Raw genomic sequence first — 19065 nt, 5'->3', positions numbered from 1 at the left:
ATGAGCTACACCTGTATCAGTGCTGAGCAAGCCAAAGCCATGATCTCCAGTGGCGCCCAGATCGCCGATGTTCGCGACCCGGCATCATTCAGCAACGGCCACATTCCGGGAGCCGTCGCCCTGAGCAATGAAACCCTGCAGGATTTCCTTCAGGATGCCGACCCGGACCAACCCTGGATTGTAGTGTGCTATCACGGCCACAGCAGTCAGGGTGCCGCCTCTTATCTGGCAGGCCAGGGTTTTGATGACATCTACAGTATGGATGGCGGCTTCGAACTTTGGCGCCAGCTGTTCCCCGACATGATTGAGACAGGCAAAGGCGAGTGAAGGTTTATCTGGTTGGCGGTGCGGTTCGCGATCGCTTGTTACAGCGCCCGGTCAAGGAGCGCGACTGGGTAGTCGTTGGCGAAACCGTGGAGTCCATGCTGGCTCAGGGTTTTGAGCAGGTCGGCAAGGATTTCCCTGTGTTCCTGCATCCTCAGACCCATGAAGAATATGCATTGGCTCGAACGGAGCGTAAATCAGGTCAGGGTTATACCGGTTTTGTCTGTCATGCGAGCCCGGATATTACGCTGGAGGAAGACCTTCGCCGCCGCGACCTCACCATCAATGCCATGGCAGAAGATGCCGATGGCCAGATCATTGACCCCTACGGCGGACTGGCGGATCTGGAGTCAGGCACCCTTCGCCATGTCTCGGAAGCCTTTATAGAAGATCCCCTTCGGGTCTTACGCGTTGCCCGTTTTGCTGCCCGCTACCACTATCTTGGTTTTATGGTCGCTCGCGAAACTCTTGCACTGATGCAGAATCTTGCAGGCATAGGTGAGCTGGAAGCACTGGTACCGGAGCGAATCTGGAAGGAAACTGAGCGAGTGTTGATGGATCGCGATGCGCCGGTCTATTTCGATGTGCTCGCCCTTTGTGGCGCCCTGCCCCACCTGCTGAGCGGTCTTGAAGAGCTGCCCGACCTGACGCGCCATGATCTGAATATTGCTCATGAGCTTAACCTTGATCTGACACAGCGTGGCGCATTACTTCTGCAAGCTCAGAAAAACGAGGCAGATTGGGCCAGTGCCCTGCGCATGCCAACCGCGATCAAGCAGCTTGCCGACTTGCTGCGCGATACCGTCGAGCAACTGGAAGAAGCACAAAGCCCCGCTGAACAGCTCAGCCTGATTGAGAAAACCGATGCCCTGCGCCGCCCTGAGCGCTTTATCGCCTTACTGGAATGTATTGCCGTAATGATGGCAGATGATGGATTTGAGGCCCGTTCATTGAGTGAGGAATGGAAATCACTTTGGCAGCGCCGCATCAATACTCTGAAAGCACTGGATATCGGCGCGCTGGCAAAATCGGGAGTAAAAGGAGATGAGCTGATCGCCCGGATTCGTGAGATGCGGCTCGCGGCACTTGCTCACTAAGTAGCAACGCACACGCTTCAGGAAGGTTTCAGGTGAGACCTTCCAGTACCACCTCACACAGCTGCGCATTAGCGCCAAGCCCCTTGTGCATCTCTTCCCACAACTGCTCATAGGACTGCCCAACCGTTGGGTGACATGCCTGCGGCATCAGATCAGCCATCGGTTTGAGCATATGCGGGTAATCACAAAGATCCGGACGCGGCAGCAGTATCTGACGTGATGCCGAACTACAAACGCCCACCAGGTCATCAAAAAGCACGATATCAATATCCAGCGTACGCGAACTGAACTTTTGAGCATCCGCCGGACGTCCGCCTGACAGCTCTATATCTCTCAGCGTTTGTGCCAGTTCCTCAAGGCTGAGAAGCGTTTGCAATCGAACGGCAAGATTCAGAAAAGGCGGGCCGTCAAACCCCACCGCCGGACTTCGATAAACCGGGGACAGCTCCAGCGCACCGAATAAAGCACGCAACTTCTCTATGCCGAGGCGAAGATTGACCTCAGGCTCAAGGTTGCTCCCCAAATTCAGTGCAACATCATGCAAGGGCTCTGTCACCCGCGACGCTCCCTTTCGACTTCCACACCCACCACTGCGGCTTCAATAACTGCGCCGGGTTTATTCACGCGGACGCGAACTTTCTGCACGTTAAACTCCGCCAGTACCAATGCGGCAACGTCCTCGGCAACGCTTTCAACCAAGGCATAGCTGGTTGATTTCACCAATGCAGTGACCTGATCAGCGACATCCTTATAGCTCGGTGTTTTGAGAATATCATCGGCAGCAATAGCCTGAGCAAAGTCGGTCCACATATCGAGATCCAAGACCAGGCGCTGACGAATCTCCCGCTCCCAGTCAAAAACACCGATCAGTGTTTCAATGGCCAGGCCCTGAATAAAGACTTTATCCATTAGTTTCCTCGGGTGACGTTTTGATCCGAGCCACGTATGCTAGGCGCAGACTCTCTTGTTGCCAAGGATGCCTCATGTCAGTCGACGGTTTTGCCATCCTGCTTGTTCTGCTGGCCTATCTGGCTGGCTCAGTCAACGCGGCGATTCTCGTTTGCCGGGGCTTTCGCTTGCCCGACCCTCGCACGACAGGTTCTCTCAACCCTGGTGCCACCAATGTACTGCGCCTTGGCGGAAAGCTCCCTGCAATCCTGACACTCATCATCGATGTCGCCAAAGGTGCGTTACCCGCTTGGCTTGGCGAAATACGCGGATTCAGTCCATTGGTTTTGAGCTTAGTGGTTCTGGCCGCAGTGATAGGCCATTTGCTACCTGTTTTTTTCAACTTTCGGGGAGGCAAGGGTGTAGCCACCGCACTGGGCGGCTGGCTGGTGGTTAGCCCGATAACCGCGCTGATGTTAGTGGCCTGCTGGCTGGTCGGATTAAGCCTGCTGCACCGCTCTGCAGGCGGCGCATTGGTTGCAGCACTGGCAGCCCCTTTTCTGGCCTGGTGGCAGGCCAGTGAGTTTATCCTGCTCGCCTGCCTTCTCAGTCTGGTGCTGATTATCCGCCATCTGCCTAACTTGCGCGCCTGGCGCCTGTCCTGACATAGGCTAAACGCTTTCTAGCAGCACAACGTTCTACGAATACCACTATTTCTATTTACTAGAACTTAGTGCTGCCGGGATTATTGCCCCGGCGCAGAAAGCTCACTCAGCGGCCAGCGAGGCCTGACCACGACTTCAAGATCCTGATGTTCTCCGGCAACCAGTCGCTGGCAGCCAGCGTAGGCAATCATGGCACCATTATCGGTACAAAATTGTGGCCGCGCGTAGAAAACGCTGGCTTTTAACGACTTCAGTTCGGTTTCAAGCCTCGCGCGCAAATGCTTATTCGCGCTCACACCACCTGCAATCACCAGCCGCGATAGCCGTGCTTCTTTAAGCGCACGCTTGCACTTGATCACCAGCGTATCGACGACAGCCTCCTGAAAGGCATGACAGATATCCGCCTGCGTCTGTTCGTCCAGATCGCCCTTTTGCTGGCACTCTGTCACGGCATTAAGCACCGCCGTTTTGAGCCCACTGAAGCTAAAATCCAGACCAGGCTTGGTCGTCATCGGCCGCGGGAAGGTGAAACGCCCTGGCACACCTTTCTCAGCCAGAGCAGCAAGCCTTGGCCCACCGGGGTAACCCAACCCCAGCATTTTTGCTGTTTTATCGAAGGCTTCTCCGGCAGCATCATCCATGGACTCACCCATCAAACGGTATTTGCCGATACCATCGACGCGCACCAGCTGGGTATGTCCACCAGAAACCAGCAGCGCCAGAAAAGGAAACTCAGGGGGATTCTCTTCCAGCATGGGGGCCAGCAAATGCCCTTCCATATGATGCACCCCCACCGCAGGAACATCCCAGGCCATGGCCATTGCCCGGGCAGTTGAAGCCCCGACCAGTAATGCGCCGATCAGCCCCGGACCTGAGGTGTACGCAACACCATCAAGATCAGAAGGCGCAAGGCCAGCTTTTTCAAGCACTTCACGAACCAGTGGCAACAGTTTACGTACGTGATCGCGGGAGGCCAGTTCAGGCACCACACCACCATACTTGGCATGCATTTCAACCTGAGAAAACAAGGCATCGGCCAGTAGCCCGTGCTCTGAATCATAGATTGCGACCCCGGTTTCGTCGCAGGAGGACTCAATCCCCAGCACCCGCATAAGCTCTGCCCTTCACTGATTACATGCAAACCGCCGTAACGGCTTTATTATTTAGGGCGGCAATCATAACAGCGCCCCGCTGAGAGCCAAAGTCATCCGAAGGTTTTTACAAGAAACAACGGGGCCACCGAGCCGCGACCCGCTTTACATCCGAAGCTCCAGTCTCTAGAATGTGGGCGCCTGTAAAAAGGTTGTCGGCTTGCCGGCATCATTCACTCAACGTTTAAGGAATCTCAATGCCTAGCGTAAAAGTTAAAGATAACGAGCCATTTGACGTAGCTCTGCGTCGCTTCAAGCGTTCTTGCGAGAAAGCCGGTGTTCTGGCTGAAGTTCGTCGTCGTGAGTGCTACGAAAAGCCCACTACCGTTCGTAAGCGTGATGCAGCCGCTGCTGTTAAGCGTCACCTGAAAAAGCTGTCTCGCGAACAGCGTCGCATGCAGCGTCTGTACTAAGATCGCATGCTGCAGGTAGCCATCGGTTATCTGCCTTGATATGAGTCCTGAGCCTCGCTCAGTGAGCAGGAAAATGCCTGCCAGACAAAGAATTTAATCCTCAATGCCTGGAACAGCCATGTCAGCGACCGGACTAAAAACACGCATTACAGACGCCATGAAAGAGGCGATGCGTGCACGTGACCAGAAACGCCTGGGAACCATCCGACTGATACTGGCAGACATCAAGCGCATTGAAGTCGACGAACGAATCGAACTAGACGACGCCCGCATCCTTGCAGTGCTGGACAAGATGCAAAAACAGCGTCGCGATTCCATTGAGCAATTTGCTCAGGCCGGTCGCCAAGACCTCGTTGACATTGAAACCGCCGAAATGGAGGTGATTCAAACTTTTCTTCCAGCCCCCCTGAGTGATGATGAGATCGACCAACTGCTTGATGAAGTTATCCGAGATACCGGCGCTTCTTCGATGCAGGATATGGGCAAAGTCATGGGCGGTCTTAAAGCCCGTGCGCAGGGCCGAGCTGACATGACCCTGCTAAACAGCAAAGTGAAGGCGCGATTGAGCCAGTAAGCAGGGCTCTGTACTTCACATCTTCTGACCCCGTGTGGGTTTACCCACGTGAGGCCATGCCGTAATCTGTCTTTCCTGTACGATTTTCGTACCGGATTGTCTTAGCTATTAAAAAGCCATGGCCGGAAAGATACCCCAAAGTTTTATCGATGATCTTCTGGCCCGCACCGATATCGTGGATATCGTGGATGAGCGGGTAGCTTTGAAGAAGACAGGCAAAAACTATTCTGCCTGCTGCCCTTTTCATCAGGAAAAATCCCCCTCTTTTACAGTCAGTCCCGACAAGCAATTTTACTATTGTTTTGGTTGTGGCGCGTCCGGTAATGCCCTTGGCTTTATCATGGAATACGACCGTCTCGAGTTTCGCGCTGCCATTGAATCGCTGGCGAAGCGCAACGGGATGGAAATTCCTGAACAGGCTGGCGGACATCAGGCCGAGGAAGACCTACAGACCCCGCTTTTCAATATTCTGGAAGACGTTGCGCAGTGGTATGCCGAGCAGCTGAAGAGTCACTCTCATCGTGATAAAGCCGTACAGTACCTCAAAAATCGCGGCCTCAATGGCCGAACTGCCGCCGCATTCCGTATCGGCTTTGCGCCCGCAGGCTGGGATAACGTCCTCAAAACCTTCGGCACTTCCGAGGTTCGCAAGCAGCAGCTAATTGATGCTGGCCTTCTGATCGACAAACCTGACGAGGGCCGCTGCTACGATCGCTTCCGTGACCGCATCATGTTTCCAATTCGTAATGCCAAGGGCAAAGTCATCGGCTTTGGCGGTCGCGTGCTCAACAACGAAAAACCCAAGTACCTGAACTCACCAGAGACACCGGTATTCCACAAGAACCAGGAGCTGTATGGCTTTTTCGAGGCCCGCCGGTTCGGTAAGAAAATTGAACGTTATCTGATCGTTGAAGGCTACATGGATGTGGTCATGCTGGCACAGTATGGCCTGCACGAGGCAGTTGCCACTCTTGGTACCGCCACCAGCGAAAGCCATATTCGCCAGCTCTTCAAGCGCGTCGATGAGATTGTTTTTTGTTTTGACGGCGACAACGCAGGCCGCACCGCTGCCCAGCGCGCGCTGATGACCGTATTACCCCTCATGGAAGATGGGCGACAGGCACGTTTTCTGTTTTTGCCTGAGGGTGAAGACCCGGACAGTCTCATTCAGAGAGAAGGGCTTGATGAGTTTCAACGCCGGATCAATCGCGCTCAACGCTTTTCAGACTTTCTGTTTGATCACCTCAAGGGTGAGGACGACATGGCATCCGCAGAAAGCCGTGCAGACCTTAGCAAGCGCGCCCTTCCACTGATTGAGCAAATCAAGCCAGGGATTCTCAAACAGCTACTGATGGACAACCTGGCTGCACTGACCGGCATGGACAGTCAGCGCCTTTCTCAGTGGTCTCAGGAACACACCAGCCATAAGACACTACCAATGCCTGAAGAGTCTCAGACATCTGCCGCCCAGCCTGCCATGGATGAAGAGCACTACTGGCAGGACCAGCATTATGATGCTTATGAGATGGAGCCTCCCGAGCCTTATCACGAGGATTACAGCGCAAGCTTTAGCACACCAGCACCGCGCAAATTCCAGAAGAAAGGACAACAGCGTAAAAACGGTAACTGGAAGGAAGATAAAGAACAGCCCTACGAGCGCAATCCGCAAAAAACCTTGCGACTCTCCCCTTGCCGAGCCGCTATTCTGGCCCTAATAAGAAGTCCCGCGCTTGCGCAGGAACTTAATGAAGACCTCACCCCACTCAAGCAGCTTGAAGATGCTGAAGTGCAGTTTTTGCTGTCGTTGTTTGAATGGCTTAAAGAGCACAAGGATGCAGGATTTGCCGAACTGGCAACCACCTTTGACTTTGCCAATAACGCATCATGCCGTTTTCTGGACGAACTATCAGATATCAGCTTTCGGGCGGATCACAATGATGATGCCCGATTCCTGCAAACCAATGTGGTTCGCCTGCAGATAGATGCCATTGCAGTGCAATATGCACAGCTACAGGAAAAATTACAGAAAAACATCCGCCTCTCCGAAGAGGAAAAGTCACTGTATCGCGACTTGCCATCACACCGATTGCGACTACAACAGCGTTTACAGGGACAAGGGGCTTGAAAAAAGCCCGGCGGCACACAAATAAGCAACAGTAATCAATTATCTAGACGCGAAAAACAACCGCTCCTTTCTGTCCCCATGTGGCCTTAAATCGGTTATTTGGGTTATAATATGCGGCTTTGTTCCTCACTCGCGTCAGTTCTTATAGGGTATCTATGGCCGGAAGTTCACAACAGTCCCGTCTGAAAGAGCTCATTGCCAAAGGCAAAGAGCAGGGCTACCTCACCTACGCGGAAGTTAATGACCATCTGCCTGAGGACATTTCCGATCCCGATCAGGTGGAAGACATTATCCGCATGATCAATGACATGGGGATTTCAGTCGTCGAGGAAGCTCCCGATGCTGATTCCCTGATAATGACCGACAAGGACGCCGATGATGCCGCTGCTGAAGAAGCTGCCGCCGTTCTGGCCGCCGTTGAAGGCGAAGTCGGTCGTACAACTGACCCTGTGCGCATGTACATGCGCGAAATGGGCACCGTCGAACTACTGACCCGTGAAGGCGAAATTGTTATCGCCAAACGCATCGAGGAAGGCATCCGCGAGGTCATGTCTGCACTGGTCTATTACCCGGGATCAGTTGCCGAAGTACTGGCGATCTTTGAACAGGCACAGGAAGAAGGCGGCCGCCTGAGCGACCTGTTCAGTGGCTACATTGACGCTGATGACAGTGAATATTCACTGGTCGAAAACGAAGACGTCGATATGGACATCCAGGACGATGACTCCTCAGATGATAGCGACGATGACGACGATGAGGAAAACAGCGACAACAGCGACACCAAGGAAGAAGGCGACAAAGGCCCGGATCCTGAAGAAGCGCGCATGCGTTTCGGTGAGATCATCGAGCAGTTTGGCCTGACTATCCAGCTGGAGCGTGAACAGGGTCGTCAGACACCTGAAGCTCAGGTGGCATTCGCGCGCCTGGGCGAGCTCTTTGCTCCTATCAAGCTGGTTCCACGTATTTTTGATCGCTTGGTATTCCGCGTCCGCCTGGCTGTTGATCGTGTTCGTGAACAAGAACGCAATATCATGACGATCTGCACGCGTCGTGCGCGCATGCCTCGTAAAGACTTTATCAAGATGTTCCCCGGCAACGAGGTGAACAGCGAGTGGGTTGATCAGCTGATTGATGCTGAAAAGCCTTACTCTCGCGGTATTGAACAGAACAAAGACGATCTACTGCGCTGCCAGCGTAAGCTGCGCCAGATTCAGGATGAAGTGAATCTGGAGCTGGGTGAGATCAAGGAAGTTAATCGTCGCATCTCTATCGGTGAAGCACGCGCACGTCGCGCAAAGAAAGAGATGGTAGAGGCCAACCTGCGTCTGGTTATCTCTATTGCCAAGAAGTACACCAACCGTGGACTTCAGTTCCTGGATCTGATTCAGGAAGGCAACATCGGTTTGATGAAAGCGGTCGATAAGTTCGAGTACCGCCGTGGCTACAAGTTCTCAACTTATGCCACATGGTGGATTCGACAGGCGATCACCCGCTCTATCGCTGACCAGGCACGTACCATTCGTATTCCGGTACACATGATCGAAACGATCAACAAACTGAACCGTATTTCGCGTCAGATGCTTCAGGAAATGGGCCGTGAGCCAACTCCCGAAGAGCTGGGCGAGCGCATGGACATGCCGGAAGACAAAATTCGCAAGGTCCTGAAGATCGCCAAAGAGCCTATCTCCATGGAAACCCCCATTGGTGATGATGAAGACTCTTCGCTGGGCGACTTTATCGAAGACGTTAACCTGTCTTCCCCAATGGATTCGGCCACCTCTGAAGGCCTGCGCGAGGCTACCCGTGAAGTTCTTTCTTCACTGACTGCGCGTGAGGCCAAGGTGCTGCGTATGCGTTTTGGTATCGATATGAATACCGACCATACGCTGGAGGAAGTCGGCAAACAGTTTGACGTTACACGTGAACGTATTCGTCAGATCGAAGCCAAGGCGCTGCGCAAACTGCGTCATCCAACTCGCTCCGAGCATCTTCGTTCATTCCTGGACGAGTAAGCATCTAAGTGTGATAAAGCCCTGCCATTGCAGGGCTTTTTTATTTCACAACACCATGAAAAACAACGCTTTAACGGGATAACTGTTGGCAGAACATAAGGCCAAAGGTATAATCCTGCGCCATTCGGGCCTATAGCTCAGCGGTTAGAGCAGGGGACTCATAATCCCTTGGTCGTAGGTTCAAATCCTACTGGGCCCACCACATACCTGTTTATAGCTGTCTCAATCAGTCTATAAATACCCCTCAAAAGCCCGCCTCATGCGGGCTTTGTTGTTTCTTGCTGTCTACTCTTTGCTCAGGAGCTCCCAAAATCATGAGCCACATCAAGCGCACAGTTGTTTCCTGCGCCAGACGCTCTGTCTTGGCAGCCAGCCCTTGTCATCCGGGCTGCAATGCAGCATGAATGGCAATACCATTCGTTAACTCCCTGCGAGCGACATCATGGCTATGGCGACGACCGCCACTCCGATTCATCGCATCTCCGCTTTTAACGAGATGTCTTCCCGTCGACGAGCGATTTCATTGCTGGATCAGCGTATTCAGCAATGGCGTCATGACGCTCACCTCAGCTACCTTGCCAATGATGTCAGCAAAACCACTTCGCTACTTCGCAAAGCGCATGATGGCATGCTGACCAGCCCGACTCCCTATGCGGCTCATGTTTTACTGGAATACCCGCGCTGGCTGGCAAGACAGGGAGATTACACCCAAAGCGCGGAGGTCATTCGTCATGTATTGGAATGCTGCCGCCCTCAGCCGGATACAGAGATCAACCAGCGTCAGCCACTATTGCAGGTACACCTGATGCGCAGGCTGTTTCAGGAACTGGTACAGGTCTTAACGAAAGAGGAGGATGACAGTGACAGCCTGAAGAATGCCAAAGACACACTCAAACAATGGCAGGCACTCGAAGAGCAGCTACTCAAGAGCGAGGATGACGCTCATGACGAAGCAATGGCTGCGCAGGAACAAAGCGATGAATTACTGGCACAGTGGGATGCAACACGCACTGAAATGCCAGAGAACAGTCTACTGCGGTATGTATGGGTTGGGGTGTTTGCTCTGGGTGTCATCATGCTGGGCATCGCCATCACCAACTACTACTGATATGAGCCCCTCTCTTATCGCAGCTTGAGAAGCCTTATCGCTTAACGCTATTCTGAACCGCCAGCTTCTTTGGTTTAACAGCATGCCCCCCATCACCCGACTGGGCAGCACGTCCCCCAGAATCAGTCTGTACCTGCCACACATTCCTGCCTCCATTGAGGAATATCACACCCACCCCACTGCCGAGCAACTGATAGCCACAAATTCCAATCACTGGCGAAAAATTATCACCATTGCAGCCAAGCTTGCCTGCCCCAACGAGGAGTGGCGGCAGTTTCGGGATCTGCAGTTGTTTCGCGATATCGCCCTGATTTTCACGCCGGAACTGGAAACGCATTCTGGTTGGCACTGGCTAGGCGGCAAGGATAATCAGCAACGTTTTGGGCTTGATACCACGGGCCTTAAACCGGTAGCGGGCGCCAAGGATGTGTGGATAGACATCCGGCGAAAGCTGCTTTTGACCCCTTATCCGGACTATCGCCAGCTAAGCAACGCCACGATAGCCACCATTCGGGCAACCTTGCACCGAGAAGGCTTCTACTCATCAGAGATGGTTTAGAGGGGATGCGCTTTTACAAAATTAATAAAAGTCTGCAAGGGTGTAGGCACCAGACGCCGGCCTGAGTAATAAAGATAGGGACCTGAAAAAGGCTGCCACCATTCCTGTAATACCGGCACCAGCTCACCGCTGTCAAAATACGGCTGCAGCCACTCCTCAAAAAGCATAATCAGCCCAACGCCCTGAAGCGCCGCCTGAACCCCAAGATCTGCACCGCCACCAATGCTGACAACCAGCGGTCCACCAGGCTGAACGCGTAATACTTCACCCGCACGTTCAAACTCCCAGTCCGGCATATTTCCACTGGCGAAGCGCCCTCGTATCGCCCGATGACTCAACACTTCACGGGGATGAGAAGGCACTCCGAATGCTTCCAGATAGTCTGGCGATGCGGCCAGTGCCGCGCGCTGGATTCGTGGACCAATAGGCACAGCGATCATATCCTGCTGAAGCAGTTCATCGTAACGGATACCTGCATCGTAGCCGGCTGCAAAAATATCGGTCACGTTACTGTCAGCATTGACCTCGATCTCTATATCCGGGTACTCACGCAAGAAGACCGGCAGCAGCTTGGATAACACCAGTTTCGCTGCACTCACAGGCACATGCAGGCGCAAACTGCCACTTGGCCGATCACGAAACTGGTTGACGCTATCCAGCGCCTGACTCATTTCTTCAAAGGCAGGCCTAAGCCTGGCGGCCAAGGCCTGACCCGCTTCCGTAAGCACGACTGCTCGAGTGGTACGATGAAAGAGCCGCACCCCGAGTTGAGACTCGGCGCGACGAACCGCATCACTCAAACGGGATGGACTGGTTTGATTAAGACGTGCCGCCTCACGAAAGCCGCCTGCCGAGGCGACCGCCATTACGGCTTGCAGATCAGCCAGATCAACACTCATTGTTCATAATTCCGTACAGCTCGTCCTGATTAACAGGAATAGTCGCACAACCTTCCTCGCCCTACCATGGTGAAACCCTGAAAGGAGAACCCCATGACAGCGAATACCACAGTGATCGATCAAGCCGGCACCTTCATTCTTGGCGAGAAAACCGTCCAACGAATGGGTTACGGCGCTATGCAGCTCGCCGGCCCTGGCGTATTCGGCCCGCCCAAGGATCCTGAGCGTGCAATTCAGGTGCTCCGTGATGTAATCGACTCCGGCATTAACCACATTGATACCTCAGACTTTTATGGCCCGCACGTTACCAATCAGCTAATCAAAAAAGCGCTTCATCCCTACACGAATGATCTGACCATCGTAACCAAGGTGAGCGCCCGCCGGGATGAGAAAGGGAACTGGTTGCCAGCGATGAGCCCGGCAGAGCTTCGACAGGCGGTGCATGACAACCTGAAAAACCTGGGACTGGAACAACTGGAGGTGGTGAATCTTCGCTCAATGCTGGATGTACATGGTCCTGCAGAAGGCTCTCTGGAAGAGCCATTCTCTGTACTGGCTGAACTCCAGCAGCAGGGACTGATTCGACATCTTGGCCTGAGTAACGTGACAGCCAAGCAAGTGGCAGACTGCCAGAAGCTTGCCCCTGTCGTTTGCGTGCAAAATCAGTACAACCTGGCCAATCGTCAGGATGATGCTCTGGTGGATACGCTGGCAGCTCAGGGGATCGCTTATGTGCCCTTCTTTCCGCTCGGAGGTTTTAGCCCCCTGCAGTCAGAAGTATTGAGCGCAGTCGCTGATGAGATGGGCCATACCACAATGCAAATCGCGCTGGCCTGGCTGCTTCAGCGCGCAGACAATATTTTGCTGATTCCGGGCACTTCCTCGCCTGACCATTTACAGCAGAATATTCAGGCAGCGGCGATCAGCATCCCGCCAGCGCAACTGGCACGCCTGAACGCCATGGCAAGCTAAACAGGGACAGGCAGATCACTGCTTATTGAGTGATCTGCCTTATTGGAATGAAAGGCATTATTGAAACGTAAACCTGCCACCTTGTGCGGAAACACTGATACGGCGGGCCATCACCAGATCACGCTGAACATCTTCCCCCAGCTGAAAACGCTGCTCAGCCACCTCGGTGAAACCAAGCTTGCGATAGAAAGCAATCGCACGGGGATTAGCCTCCCAAACCGCCAGCCATATCCAGCCCAACCCCCGCGACAACACACTTTGAAAGCAGCTCTTCATTAATGCCTGCGCCGCGCCCTTGCCATGCAAGGCATCAGCGATATAAAACCGCTGCACTTCACCGGCAGATTCAGCATCCGAGAAATCATGGGATGGTATTCCCCAACGCAGCTGCGCCACGCCCATAATCTCTTCATTCTCAAGCAACAACAACGTGCTCATATGCTTGTCAGCAATCTCGCGAGCCTGATACTGCGGGCCATAGAACTTTGAGCAGTAAAGCTCAATATCGACAGCCCGGTTCGTTGCGCTGTAGGTATGACGAAAAGCGGTATCCAGAAATACAGCGACGGCAGTGGCATCACTGTCAGTTGCCAGCCGAAGCTCAAAAGCAGACATCTGATCAACCGCAGAACTACCCGCAGTTTCGGAGTCAGTTACCACTTTTGTGATCGAAGAAGAATACATAGCAGCAAGCTCAAATAAGGCGTAGGTATCAGAAGAGTCTCTGAAGCGAACCGCTATCAGTTAACGACCGATAACATCCTATTTATCGCACAAAGTCAGTGATACCTTCCCGGCTTTCCCAGGCGATTATTGATGAATTCCGGTCATGAAAGCACCATAAAGTATCGCCGAGTCTTACAACCGCGAGTTGCCCTCTCCTCGAAGCTCGTGCACAGGCATTAGACAGGAGGTTTAGATGTGCATGAATCGATCTAAACGAAGACAAGCACACCTATGACGACCTGCCTGATTTACCTGACGCCTATCAAAAATATTGAAAATAAGCTTCCTGCAAAAAAAACTACACGCGAACATCCACGGTGACACAATCCGCCATGACCGGTCAGGAAAACCTTTTACCAGTACATTCGGACGAACAAGCTCAGGAGCAAAAAAGGAAGATGCAGAAACGAAAAAAGCGCTTATCTTTCGATAAGCGCTTTTCTCTGAAGTTGGTTGCGGGAGCCGGATTTGAACCAACGACCTTCGGGTTATGAGCCCGACGAGCTACCAGACTGCTCCATCCCGCGTCAGTGGGTGCAGATAATACGGATGTTCCTGGATTCTGTCAAGCGCTATTTGATCGTGTGGATAAATGCTACCTGTGAATGACTTAACATCACGCCTACCTGAGTCACCTTGCAATCTCAAGGGATAACCCTGTGAATAGTCCGTGCATGACCCTGAGTAAAAGCTCCTGATAAACTGCGGATGAAATCCACCGTTTTATACACACCCAGGGCCTATTCACTGTTGTTCAGGGTTTCTCTGTTCATAGGTGTGGAAAAGCTATGGAACCACCAGAAAAAACCATATATTTCAATAACTTAAAAATAAGATCAAAAAACAACCAATGACATTACCTTATTACCTCGGCTGTCCACAGTGGCAACATCCTCGGTGGAAAACCCAGCTTCCGTCAGGTTATGCACCGCTTGAAGCTTATAGTCAGGTCTTCAATACCGTTGAGGGTAATACCACCTTCTATGCCACTCCCACACAGGCCCAATGTGAACAGTGGCGCGCTCAGGTACCCGATACCTTTCGCTTTCTGTTCAAACTGCCCAAATCCATTACCCATGACGCACTACTCCGGGATGGCACACGGCATGCTCAGCAGTTTCTGAGGCAGCTGGAACCACTTCATGAAGTTATGGGTCCGCTGCTACTTCAGCTCTCTGCGAGATTCGGCCCGGAGCACCTCGATGACCTCTGGCGCCTTCTGGATGAGATGGACCTTGCTGAGAAAGCCTGTATTGAAGTACGTCACCCCAGCTTCTTTGCCAAAGGTGAAGAGGAAAAGGCTCTGAACCAGGGAATACGTGATCGAGGGTTGGCACGTGTGTGCTTTGACAGTCGGGGGCTATTTGCCGCCAAGGCCGAAGACGAGTCAACAAAGGAAGCCCAGCGTAAAAAACCTCAGGTCCCTGTGCATATTTTGCCTTCAGAGGCGGATCCGGTGGTGCGCTTTATTGGCCATCCCCAGTGTGAAATGAACGACAGCTTTCTACTGCCATGGGCCAAGCGCTTTGCCCAGTGGATAGGTGAAGGCAAGCGACCCTATTTGTTCCTGCACATGCCAGATAACGGAGAAGCCCTAAACCTGGTTCGTCGCTGGCAGCCATTGCTGGAGTCAGCGCTGGGTTATGGAATAGATCATTCTTTACCTGAAGCGCCTCGGAAGGAACCAAGCTCAACGCAACAGGATCTGTTCTGATTTTCCGGTGAAAGGTTTAAAGGCGAATATAGAGAACCAAGGCGAAAACCAGCACGACGACCAGCCAGAGATAATGACGCTTGATCATGATGGCAAACTGCGGCGGTAATCGTCCCTCAGGGACAGATTGACTCTTCACAATGCCGGAGCCGGTTAACTCGTCGCCTTGTTCCTCCAGCAGGAGCTGCTCATAGTTATCCCATATCTCCCGGTACAGTGCATTCAGATGGTCATGACTATCCGGTATTCCCCAGCGCTCAATAAACCAGGCTTTATCCTCCTCTGTGACCAGACGAAGCTTGTCGTAGCCCACCTCGTCATAGCAGAACGACAGTGACAACCTTTCCTCATCGGGAATGCGTCGAATCACCGCCATGCCCGGCGCATCCAGCACCTCAGATCGTGAGACATAAAACGAGTCCAGCGTTGCCAGCCAATACAGGCACAACAGAAGCTGCTCTTTATGACGCTCCTGAAGTTCATCCGCAGGGGTCACAGAAAATACATAACGAATACGCTCGCGTACGACCGCCATCGCCTCGACAAAATCCTGTGGTGTCTGCAGGCGCTGCAGTACGGCGGCCAATTGAGGATCAGTAGTTTCACTAACGCCCAGTTGTTTGCGCCACCACGCGCCATCATGCAGCCGCTTAATGAAGACCGGCTTGTTATCAGGCGGGACATCGAGAAAGTCGATCATGGCATTACAACTCTGGCTCATAGCAGGAATGATGTCAGCCTGCAGGGGAATAGCCCCGAAGTCCAGCCGGCCAAGGTACTCAGTTGAGTCACTCACAGACAATAAAAAGCCCGGTCACTGCCGGGCTTTTTTGGAAAGGTTGATGCTTCAGGTTCTCAGGATAGAGACATCTTCTGCCTGCAAACCCTTATCGCTCTGGACCACATGGAAACGGACTTTCTGTCCCTGAACCAGAGTGCGATGACCCTTGCCACGAATCGCGCGGAAATGCACAAACACATCCTCGCCATTTTCACGTGTTACAAAGCCAAACCCTTTATTGACGTTGAACCATTTGACCTGGCCATGCTCACGGGTATCATTTTCATCCTCTTCTTCAGAACCGCTGAAGGTCTGGTTCGACAGATAGAGGCCAATCACACTGGCGATAGCAGCCAAGATAGCAGCAACAAGCCAGACAGAAACGAAGGGGAATTCACCCTCCGGTAAAAGCTGCTCAAGCAGCAGTGGTAGGGGTAACAGTGCCAAGGCGCTGATAACGATGCATGTCACGATGTTTTTAGGTGTCATAGTGTCTCTCTTATCTCACTGTAAGACGCACAACGGGGACGGTAATGATTTGGTCACGTCGCTTCGATATCCGTCCCCCACGAACTATCGAGCGCTTCTTTTGATACCTCTGCCACTTCCCGGAAATGAGCTATGACAGATCGCATAACAGAACTGGAAACCCGTATCGCGTTTCTGGATGACACGGTAAACCAGCTAAATGATGAACTGGCCAGCCAGCAAAAAGAATTGGCGACCGTTCAACGTACCCTTCATTTGCTGTTTGAGCAGATGAAGCAAATGGCTAATCAGGGACAGTCCATGGCCGCTGATGAGCCCCCTCCCCCACATTATTGACCGGGGCGGGTGATCCGCTGTGCAAGGCAGCGGAAACCGAATATTGCGTTGTTACCTGGGCTCGCCTTGCGACTCAAGCTGACTTGAGGAGCTGATTCGAGCGTAGCCTCTGCGTTCTCTTCGCCTTTATAAGTGCCCTAGCGGGAGAACCAGTTCTCCGGAAAAGCAAAAATCTCACTGTCGCTTTCTACTCTGGCAGAGCGCGGTAAGCGTAAATATCAAAGCGACCTGACTTACCTTCCATCACCAGGGAGGGTTTATCTTCACTGATAAGCGGCGCTTTACGAGGACGCTTAACCACTACACGACACGGACCAGCTTGTTTGGCGGCGTGAAAAAGTGCTTCGGCATCCTCATCGGCCCCCACAACACTGCGAAATGCCTTCATTTCTTTTTTTACCTCCGCCGACTTATCCGAGTGTGGAAACATCGGGTCGAGGTAAATCACATCCGGGACAGTCGTCAGTGAAGCCAGTGCAACTTTCACATCGCCAGAATGCAATGACATGTGCTGAATAACTCCAGCCACTTCCGGCTCGCAGGCTGCACGCTCAAGCCCATCGGCGAGCAGTGCCGCAACCACCCGGTTGCGTTCATACATCATCACATCGCAACCGAGACAGGCGAGCACAAAGGAGTCACGTCCAAGCCCTGCAGTTGCATCCAGTACCGATGGCCGGCGGGAGCCTTTCACTCCAACCGCTTTGGCGACTTGCTCACCGGCACCACCGCCATAGACACGACGATGCGCCATGGCGCCGCTAACAAAATCCACTCTGATCGGTCCTGGAGCTTTCTTGCCCGTTTGCTGCAATGCCAGCCCTTCAGGATGCACCCACAGCACGAAGCCCTCTTGGCGTTCCGCTGATGGCGTGCTGTTCTCAAGTAACGGCAATCCAAGACTCTCAGCGAGTCCGGTGGCTTTCTCGGTAAACGCTTCGTTAAAGGCCAATACGCCGAGCACCGGCAATTCCTGATCAGCCATAAAAATTATCTGTAGCAACAAACATCGTCGATATCAGCGACCTTTACACATAGGTATCCACACCCACCAGCTCGACACTGTTGGTCTCATCCAGCGGTTTATAACTTGAGGTCGTCAGATAGGCACTGAGGGCCTGAAACTGGCTGCGCCCCATGTCCGCTGCCCGCGCAACCAGACGCGCAAAAGCCGTCCGCTGATCACCATCACTGGCGACCTTGCGCACAACATTGACAGACTTTTCGGTGGAGCTGGTCGCAACCTGAGATTCAGGCACTTCCGGACGCTGACGAGAGGTACTGTCGACCTTCCAGTCATATCCACCGTAACCGTTAACCCGCATCAGCGATGTCACATTACAAAGTGATTCAAGTTTAACGACTCAAGGAAGTGACTCAAGGGGTTTTCGCAGTCTTTTGTCATTATTTGTCGTCAAAACCCCATTTGCGGGCGGGATCAGGCTGTCACATAGATTAATAAAAGCAGTGTGGCCTCAAGAAACAACAGCCAGTTGAGCGTCCAAAGCCATTGCCGCAGTACCAGCCAAAGCATCAGGCAAAGCGCCAGCGACATCCCCAGAAAGGCGGCGAAGAAGGCCTGAATCAGATCTACCCAGTAGATAGAGACACTGGAAAGCATCAAGGTGAAGAGATCATGACTGAGGTTCAGCAGCAGATAACCTGTCAGTACCAGCAAGGCCACATGGAAGGCATCCAGCAAAGAGTGCCCAAAACCCCGCAATACCATGAGAGTGAGCGCCACCAGCGCAATCCCCGGCGCCATCGCCAGCAACAGCGCACAGGAAAGTAAAGGCAGCATGGTATCCAGCCGAAGCAATGGCGTCTCGCGCCGCCCTCCCCAGTAATAAGCTGACCATAATCCCAGTGCCGAAAGGTAGGCCAGTAGCGTTAGAACAGGTAACGAGGCCGCCGCATCAAAATACTCAAGGGAAAGCACCTGATTGGCGGCAAAGACGGGCAAAGCCGCTAGCATGACCTTGAGGCCTGGGAAAGGCAGCGCAGTCTCACGGCGATACCAGCCAAGACGCTGGCGCGGCCACAGAAAGACGATCAACGAAACCAATGCCCCCAGCTCAACTGCTGGCAGAAAGCCATTGCCCGGCACCGGCCAGGCAAAGAGCTGAAAGGCGACGGCATTGGGCGCATCACCAGAAATAGGCAGAGCAAAGCTCATGCCCTGAACAAAGGCCAGAATTATCCATTGCAACCAGGAAAGCATCATGGCCGTTG

22 protein-coding genes and 2 tRNA genes are annotated in these 19065 nt (G+C 53.1%); 13 read left to right on the top strand and 11 right to left on the bottom strand.

What is annotated here, in order from left to right:
• Both glpE and ACKC9G_RS03410 read left to right on the top strand, forming a co-directional pair.
• Entirely contained in the window at positions 1-327 is a 327-nt protein-coding gene (glpE, locus tag ACKC9G_RS03415; protein ID WP_411403531.1) for a thiosulfate sulfurtransferase GlpE, read from the top strand.
• Positions 324-1421: a hypothetical protein gene (locus ACKC9G_RS03410; protein ID WP_411403530.1), complete on the top strand. Its 1098-nt coding sequence runs from the start codon at positions 324-326 to the stop codon at positions 1419-1421. The genes glpE and ACKC9G_RS03410 overlap by 4 nt, the downstream gene beginning before the upstream one ends.
• 28 nt (positions 1422-1449) lie before the next feature.
• Here ACKC9G_RS03410 and folK read toward each other — a convergent pair whose 3' ends face one another.
• Both folK and folB read right to left on the bottom strand, forming a co-directional pair.
• The gene (folK, locus tag ACKC9G_RS03405; protein ID WP_411403529.1) at positions 1450-1977 is read right to left on the bottom strand and encodes a 2-amino-4-hydroxy-6-hydroxymethyldihydropteridine diphosphokinase; all 528 of its coding nucleotides are present in this window, start codon (positions 1975-1977) and stop codon (positions 1450-1452) included.
• Positions 1974-2330, bottom strand: coding sequence for a dihydroneopterin aldolase (gene folB, locus ACKC9G_RS03400; RefSeq protein WP_411403528.1), 357 nt, complete (start codon positions 2328-2330; stop codon positions 1974-1976). Before folB ends, folK begins: the two co-directional genes overlap by 4 nt.
• Before the next feature lie 74 nt (positions 2331-2404).
• Between folB and plsY the strand changes: the two genes are divergently transcribed.
• Positions 2405-2974, top strand: coding sequence for a glycerol-3-phosphate 1-O-acyltransferase PlsY (plsY, locus tag ACKC9G_RS03395; protein ID WP_411403527.1), 570 nt, complete (start codon positions 2405-2407; stop codon positions 2972-2974).
• Positions 2975-3054: 80 nt separating this feature from the next.
• Here the strand turns inward: plsY and tsaD are convergent, their stop codons facing one another.
• Positions 3055-4086: a tRNA (adenosine(37)-N6)-threonylcarbamoyltransferase complex transferase subunit TsaD gene (gene tsaD / locus ACKC9G_RS03390; protein ID WP_411403526.1), complete on the bottom strand. Its 1032-nt coding sequence runs from the start codon at positions 4084-4086 to the stop codon at positions 3055-3057.
• A gap of 236 nt (positions 4087-4322) precedes the next feature.
• Between tsaD and rpsU the strand changes: the two genes are divergently transcribed.
• The 7 genes from rpsU to ACKC9G_RS03355 all read left to right on the top strand — a co-directional run bounded on the left by rpsU (position 4323) and on the right by ACKC9G_RS03355 (position 10916).
• The gene (gene rpsU / locus ACKC9G_RS03385) at positions 4323-4538 is read left to right on the top strand and encodes a 30S ribosomal protein S21 (RefSeq protein WP_411403525.1); all 216 of its coding nucleotides are present in this window, start codon (positions 4323-4325) and stop codon (positions 4536-4538) included.
• Positions 4539-4656: 118 nt separating this feature from the next.
• Positions 4657-5112 (top strand): GatB/YqeY domain-containing protein, encoded by a 456-nt coding sequence (locus tag ACKC9G_RS03380; protein ID WP_411403524.1) that lies wholly within the window; start codon positions 4657-4659, stop codon positions 5110-5112.
• 118 nt (positions 5113-5230) lie between these two features.
• On the top strand, positions 5231-7237 hold the full coding sequence (gene dnaG / locus ACKC9G_RS03375; RefSeq protein WP_411403523.1) for a DNA primase: 2007 nt from the start codon (positions 5231-5233) through the stop codon (positions 7235-7237).
• A 155-nt stretch (positions 7238-7392) separates the two neighbouring features.
• The gene (gene rpoD / locus ACKC9G_RS03370) at positions 7393-9249 is read left to right on the top strand and encodes an RNA polymerase sigma factor RpoD (RefSeq protein ID WP_411403522.1); all 1857 of its coding nucleotides are present in this window, start codon (positions 7393-7395) and stop codon (positions 9247-9249) included.
• A gap of 126 nt (positions 9250-9375) precedes the next feature.
• Positions 9376-9451 (top strand) — tRNA-Ile (locus ACKC9G_RS03365).
• Positions 9452-9691: 240 nt separating this feature from the next.
• Positions 9692-10357 (top strand): hypothetical protein, encoded by a 666-nt coding sequence (locus tag ACKC9G_RS03360; protein ID WP_411403521.1) that lies wholly within the window; start codon positions 9692-9694, stop codon positions 10355-10357.
• An 82-nt stretch (positions 10358-10439) separates the two neighbouring features.
• Entirely contained in the window at positions 10440-10916 is a 477-nt protein-coding gene (locus ACKC9G_RS03355) for a DUF6942 family protein (protein ID WP_411403520.1), read from the top strand.
• On the opposite strand, the gene ACKC9G_RS03350 is transcribed toward ACKC9G_RS03355, so the two are convergent.
• Positions 10913-11815, bottom strand: a complete 903-nt coding sequence (locus ACKC9G_RS03350) for a LysR family transcriptional regulator (protein ID WP_411403519.1) — start codon at positions 11813-11815, stop codon at positions 10913-10915. The two genes, ACKC9G_RS03355 and ACKC9G_RS03350, sit on opposite strands and share 4 nt — an antisense overlap.
• A 93-nt stretch (positions 11816-11908) precedes the next feature.
• On the opposite strand from ACKC9G_RS03350, the gene ACKC9G_RS03345 reads away from it, so the two are divergent.
• A complete protein-coding gene (locus ACKC9G_RS03345; RefSeq protein ID WP_411403518.1) occupies positions 11909-12787 on the top strand; it encodes an aldo/keto reductase family oxidoreductase in 879 nt (292 codons plus the stop codon).
• A 57-nt stretch (positions 12788-12844) separates the two neighbouring features.
• Here the strand turns inward: ACKC9G_RS03345 and ACKC9G_RS03340 are convergent, their stop codons facing one another.
• Positions 12845-13402, bottom strand: a complete 558-nt coding sequence (locus ACKC9G_RS03340) for an N-acetyltransferase family protein (RefSeq protein WP_411403517.1) — start codon at positions 13400-13402, stop codon at positions 12845-12847.
• Positions 13403-13963: 561 nt separating this feature from the next.
• Positions 13964-14040, bottom strand: a tRNA-Met gene (locus ACKC9G_RS03335).
• A 323-nt stretch (positions 14041-14363) separates the two neighbouring features.
• On the opposite strand from ACKC9G_RS03335, the gene ACKC9G_RS03330 reads away from it, so the two are divergent.
• A complete protein-coding gene (locus tag ACKC9G_RS03330; protein WP_411403516.1) occupies positions 14364-15227 on the top strand; it encodes a DUF72 domain-containing protein in 864 nt (287 codons plus the stop codon).
• A gap of 16 nt (positions 15228-15243) precedes the next feature.
• On the opposite strand, the gene ACKC9G_RS03325 is transcribed toward ACKC9G_RS03330, so the two are convergent.
• Together ACKC9G_RS03325 and ACKC9G_RS03320 are read right to left on the bottom strand one after the other, a co-directional pair.
• Positions 15244-16023: a hypothetical protein gene (locus tag ACKC9G_RS03325; protein WP_411403515.1), complete on the bottom strand. Its 780-nt coding sequence runs from the start codon at positions 16021-16023 to the stop codon at positions 15244-15246.
• 51 nt (positions 16024-16074) lie between these two features.
• Positions 16075-16497 carry a cold-shock protein gene (locus tag ACKC9G_RS03320; RefSeq protein ID WP_411403514.1) on the bottom strand — a complete coding sequence of 141 codons (423 nt, stop codon included), beginning with the start codon at positions 16495-16497 and terminating at the stop codon, positions 16075-16077.
• A 132-nt stretch (positions 16498-16629) separates the two neighbouring features.
• On the opposite strand from ACKC9G_RS03320, the gene ACKC9G_RS03315 reads away from it, so the two are divergent.
• A complete protein-coding gene (locus ACKC9G_RS03315; protein ID WP_411403513.1) occupies positions 16630-16833 on the top strand; it encodes a SlyX family protein in 204 nt (67 codons plus the stop codon).
• A 187-nt stretch (positions 16834-17020) separates the two neighbouring features.
• On the opposite strand, the gene ACKC9G_RS03310 is transcribed toward ACKC9G_RS03315, so the two are convergent.
• The 3 genes from ACKC9G_RS03310 to ACKC9G_RS03300 form a co-directional block, all read right to left on the bottom strand.
• On the bottom strand, positions 17021-17818 hold the full coding sequence (locus ACKC9G_RS03310) for a class I SAM-dependent methyltransferase (RefSeq protein ID WP_411403512.1): 798 nt from the start codon (positions 17816-17818) through the stop codon (positions 17021-17023).
• Between the two features lie 43 nt (positions 17819-17861).
• Positions 17862-18158 (bottom strand): hypothetical protein, encoded by a 297-nt coding sequence (locus tag ACKC9G_RS03305; protein WP_411403511.1) that lies wholly within the window; start codon positions 18156-18158, stop codon positions 17862-17864.
• A 113-nt stretch (positions 18159-18271) separates the two neighbouring features.
• Positions 18272-19057 carry a hypothetical protein gene (locus ACKC9G_RS03300; RefSeq protein ID WP_411403510.1) on the bottom strand — a complete coding sequence of 262 codons (786 nt, stop codon included), beginning with the start codon at positions 19055-19057 and terminating at the stop codon, positions 18272-18274.
• Positions 19058-19065: the final 8 nt, after the last annotated feature.

The organism is Pokkaliibacter sp. CJK22405 (assembly GCF_046614695.1).
GTDB lineage: Bacteria > Pseudomonadota > Gammaproteobacteria > Pseudomonadales > Balneatricaceae > Pokkaliibacter.
The sequence above is the reverse complement of the archived record's forward strand: the minus strand, read 5'-3'. Positions and strand labels throughout refer to the sequence as shown.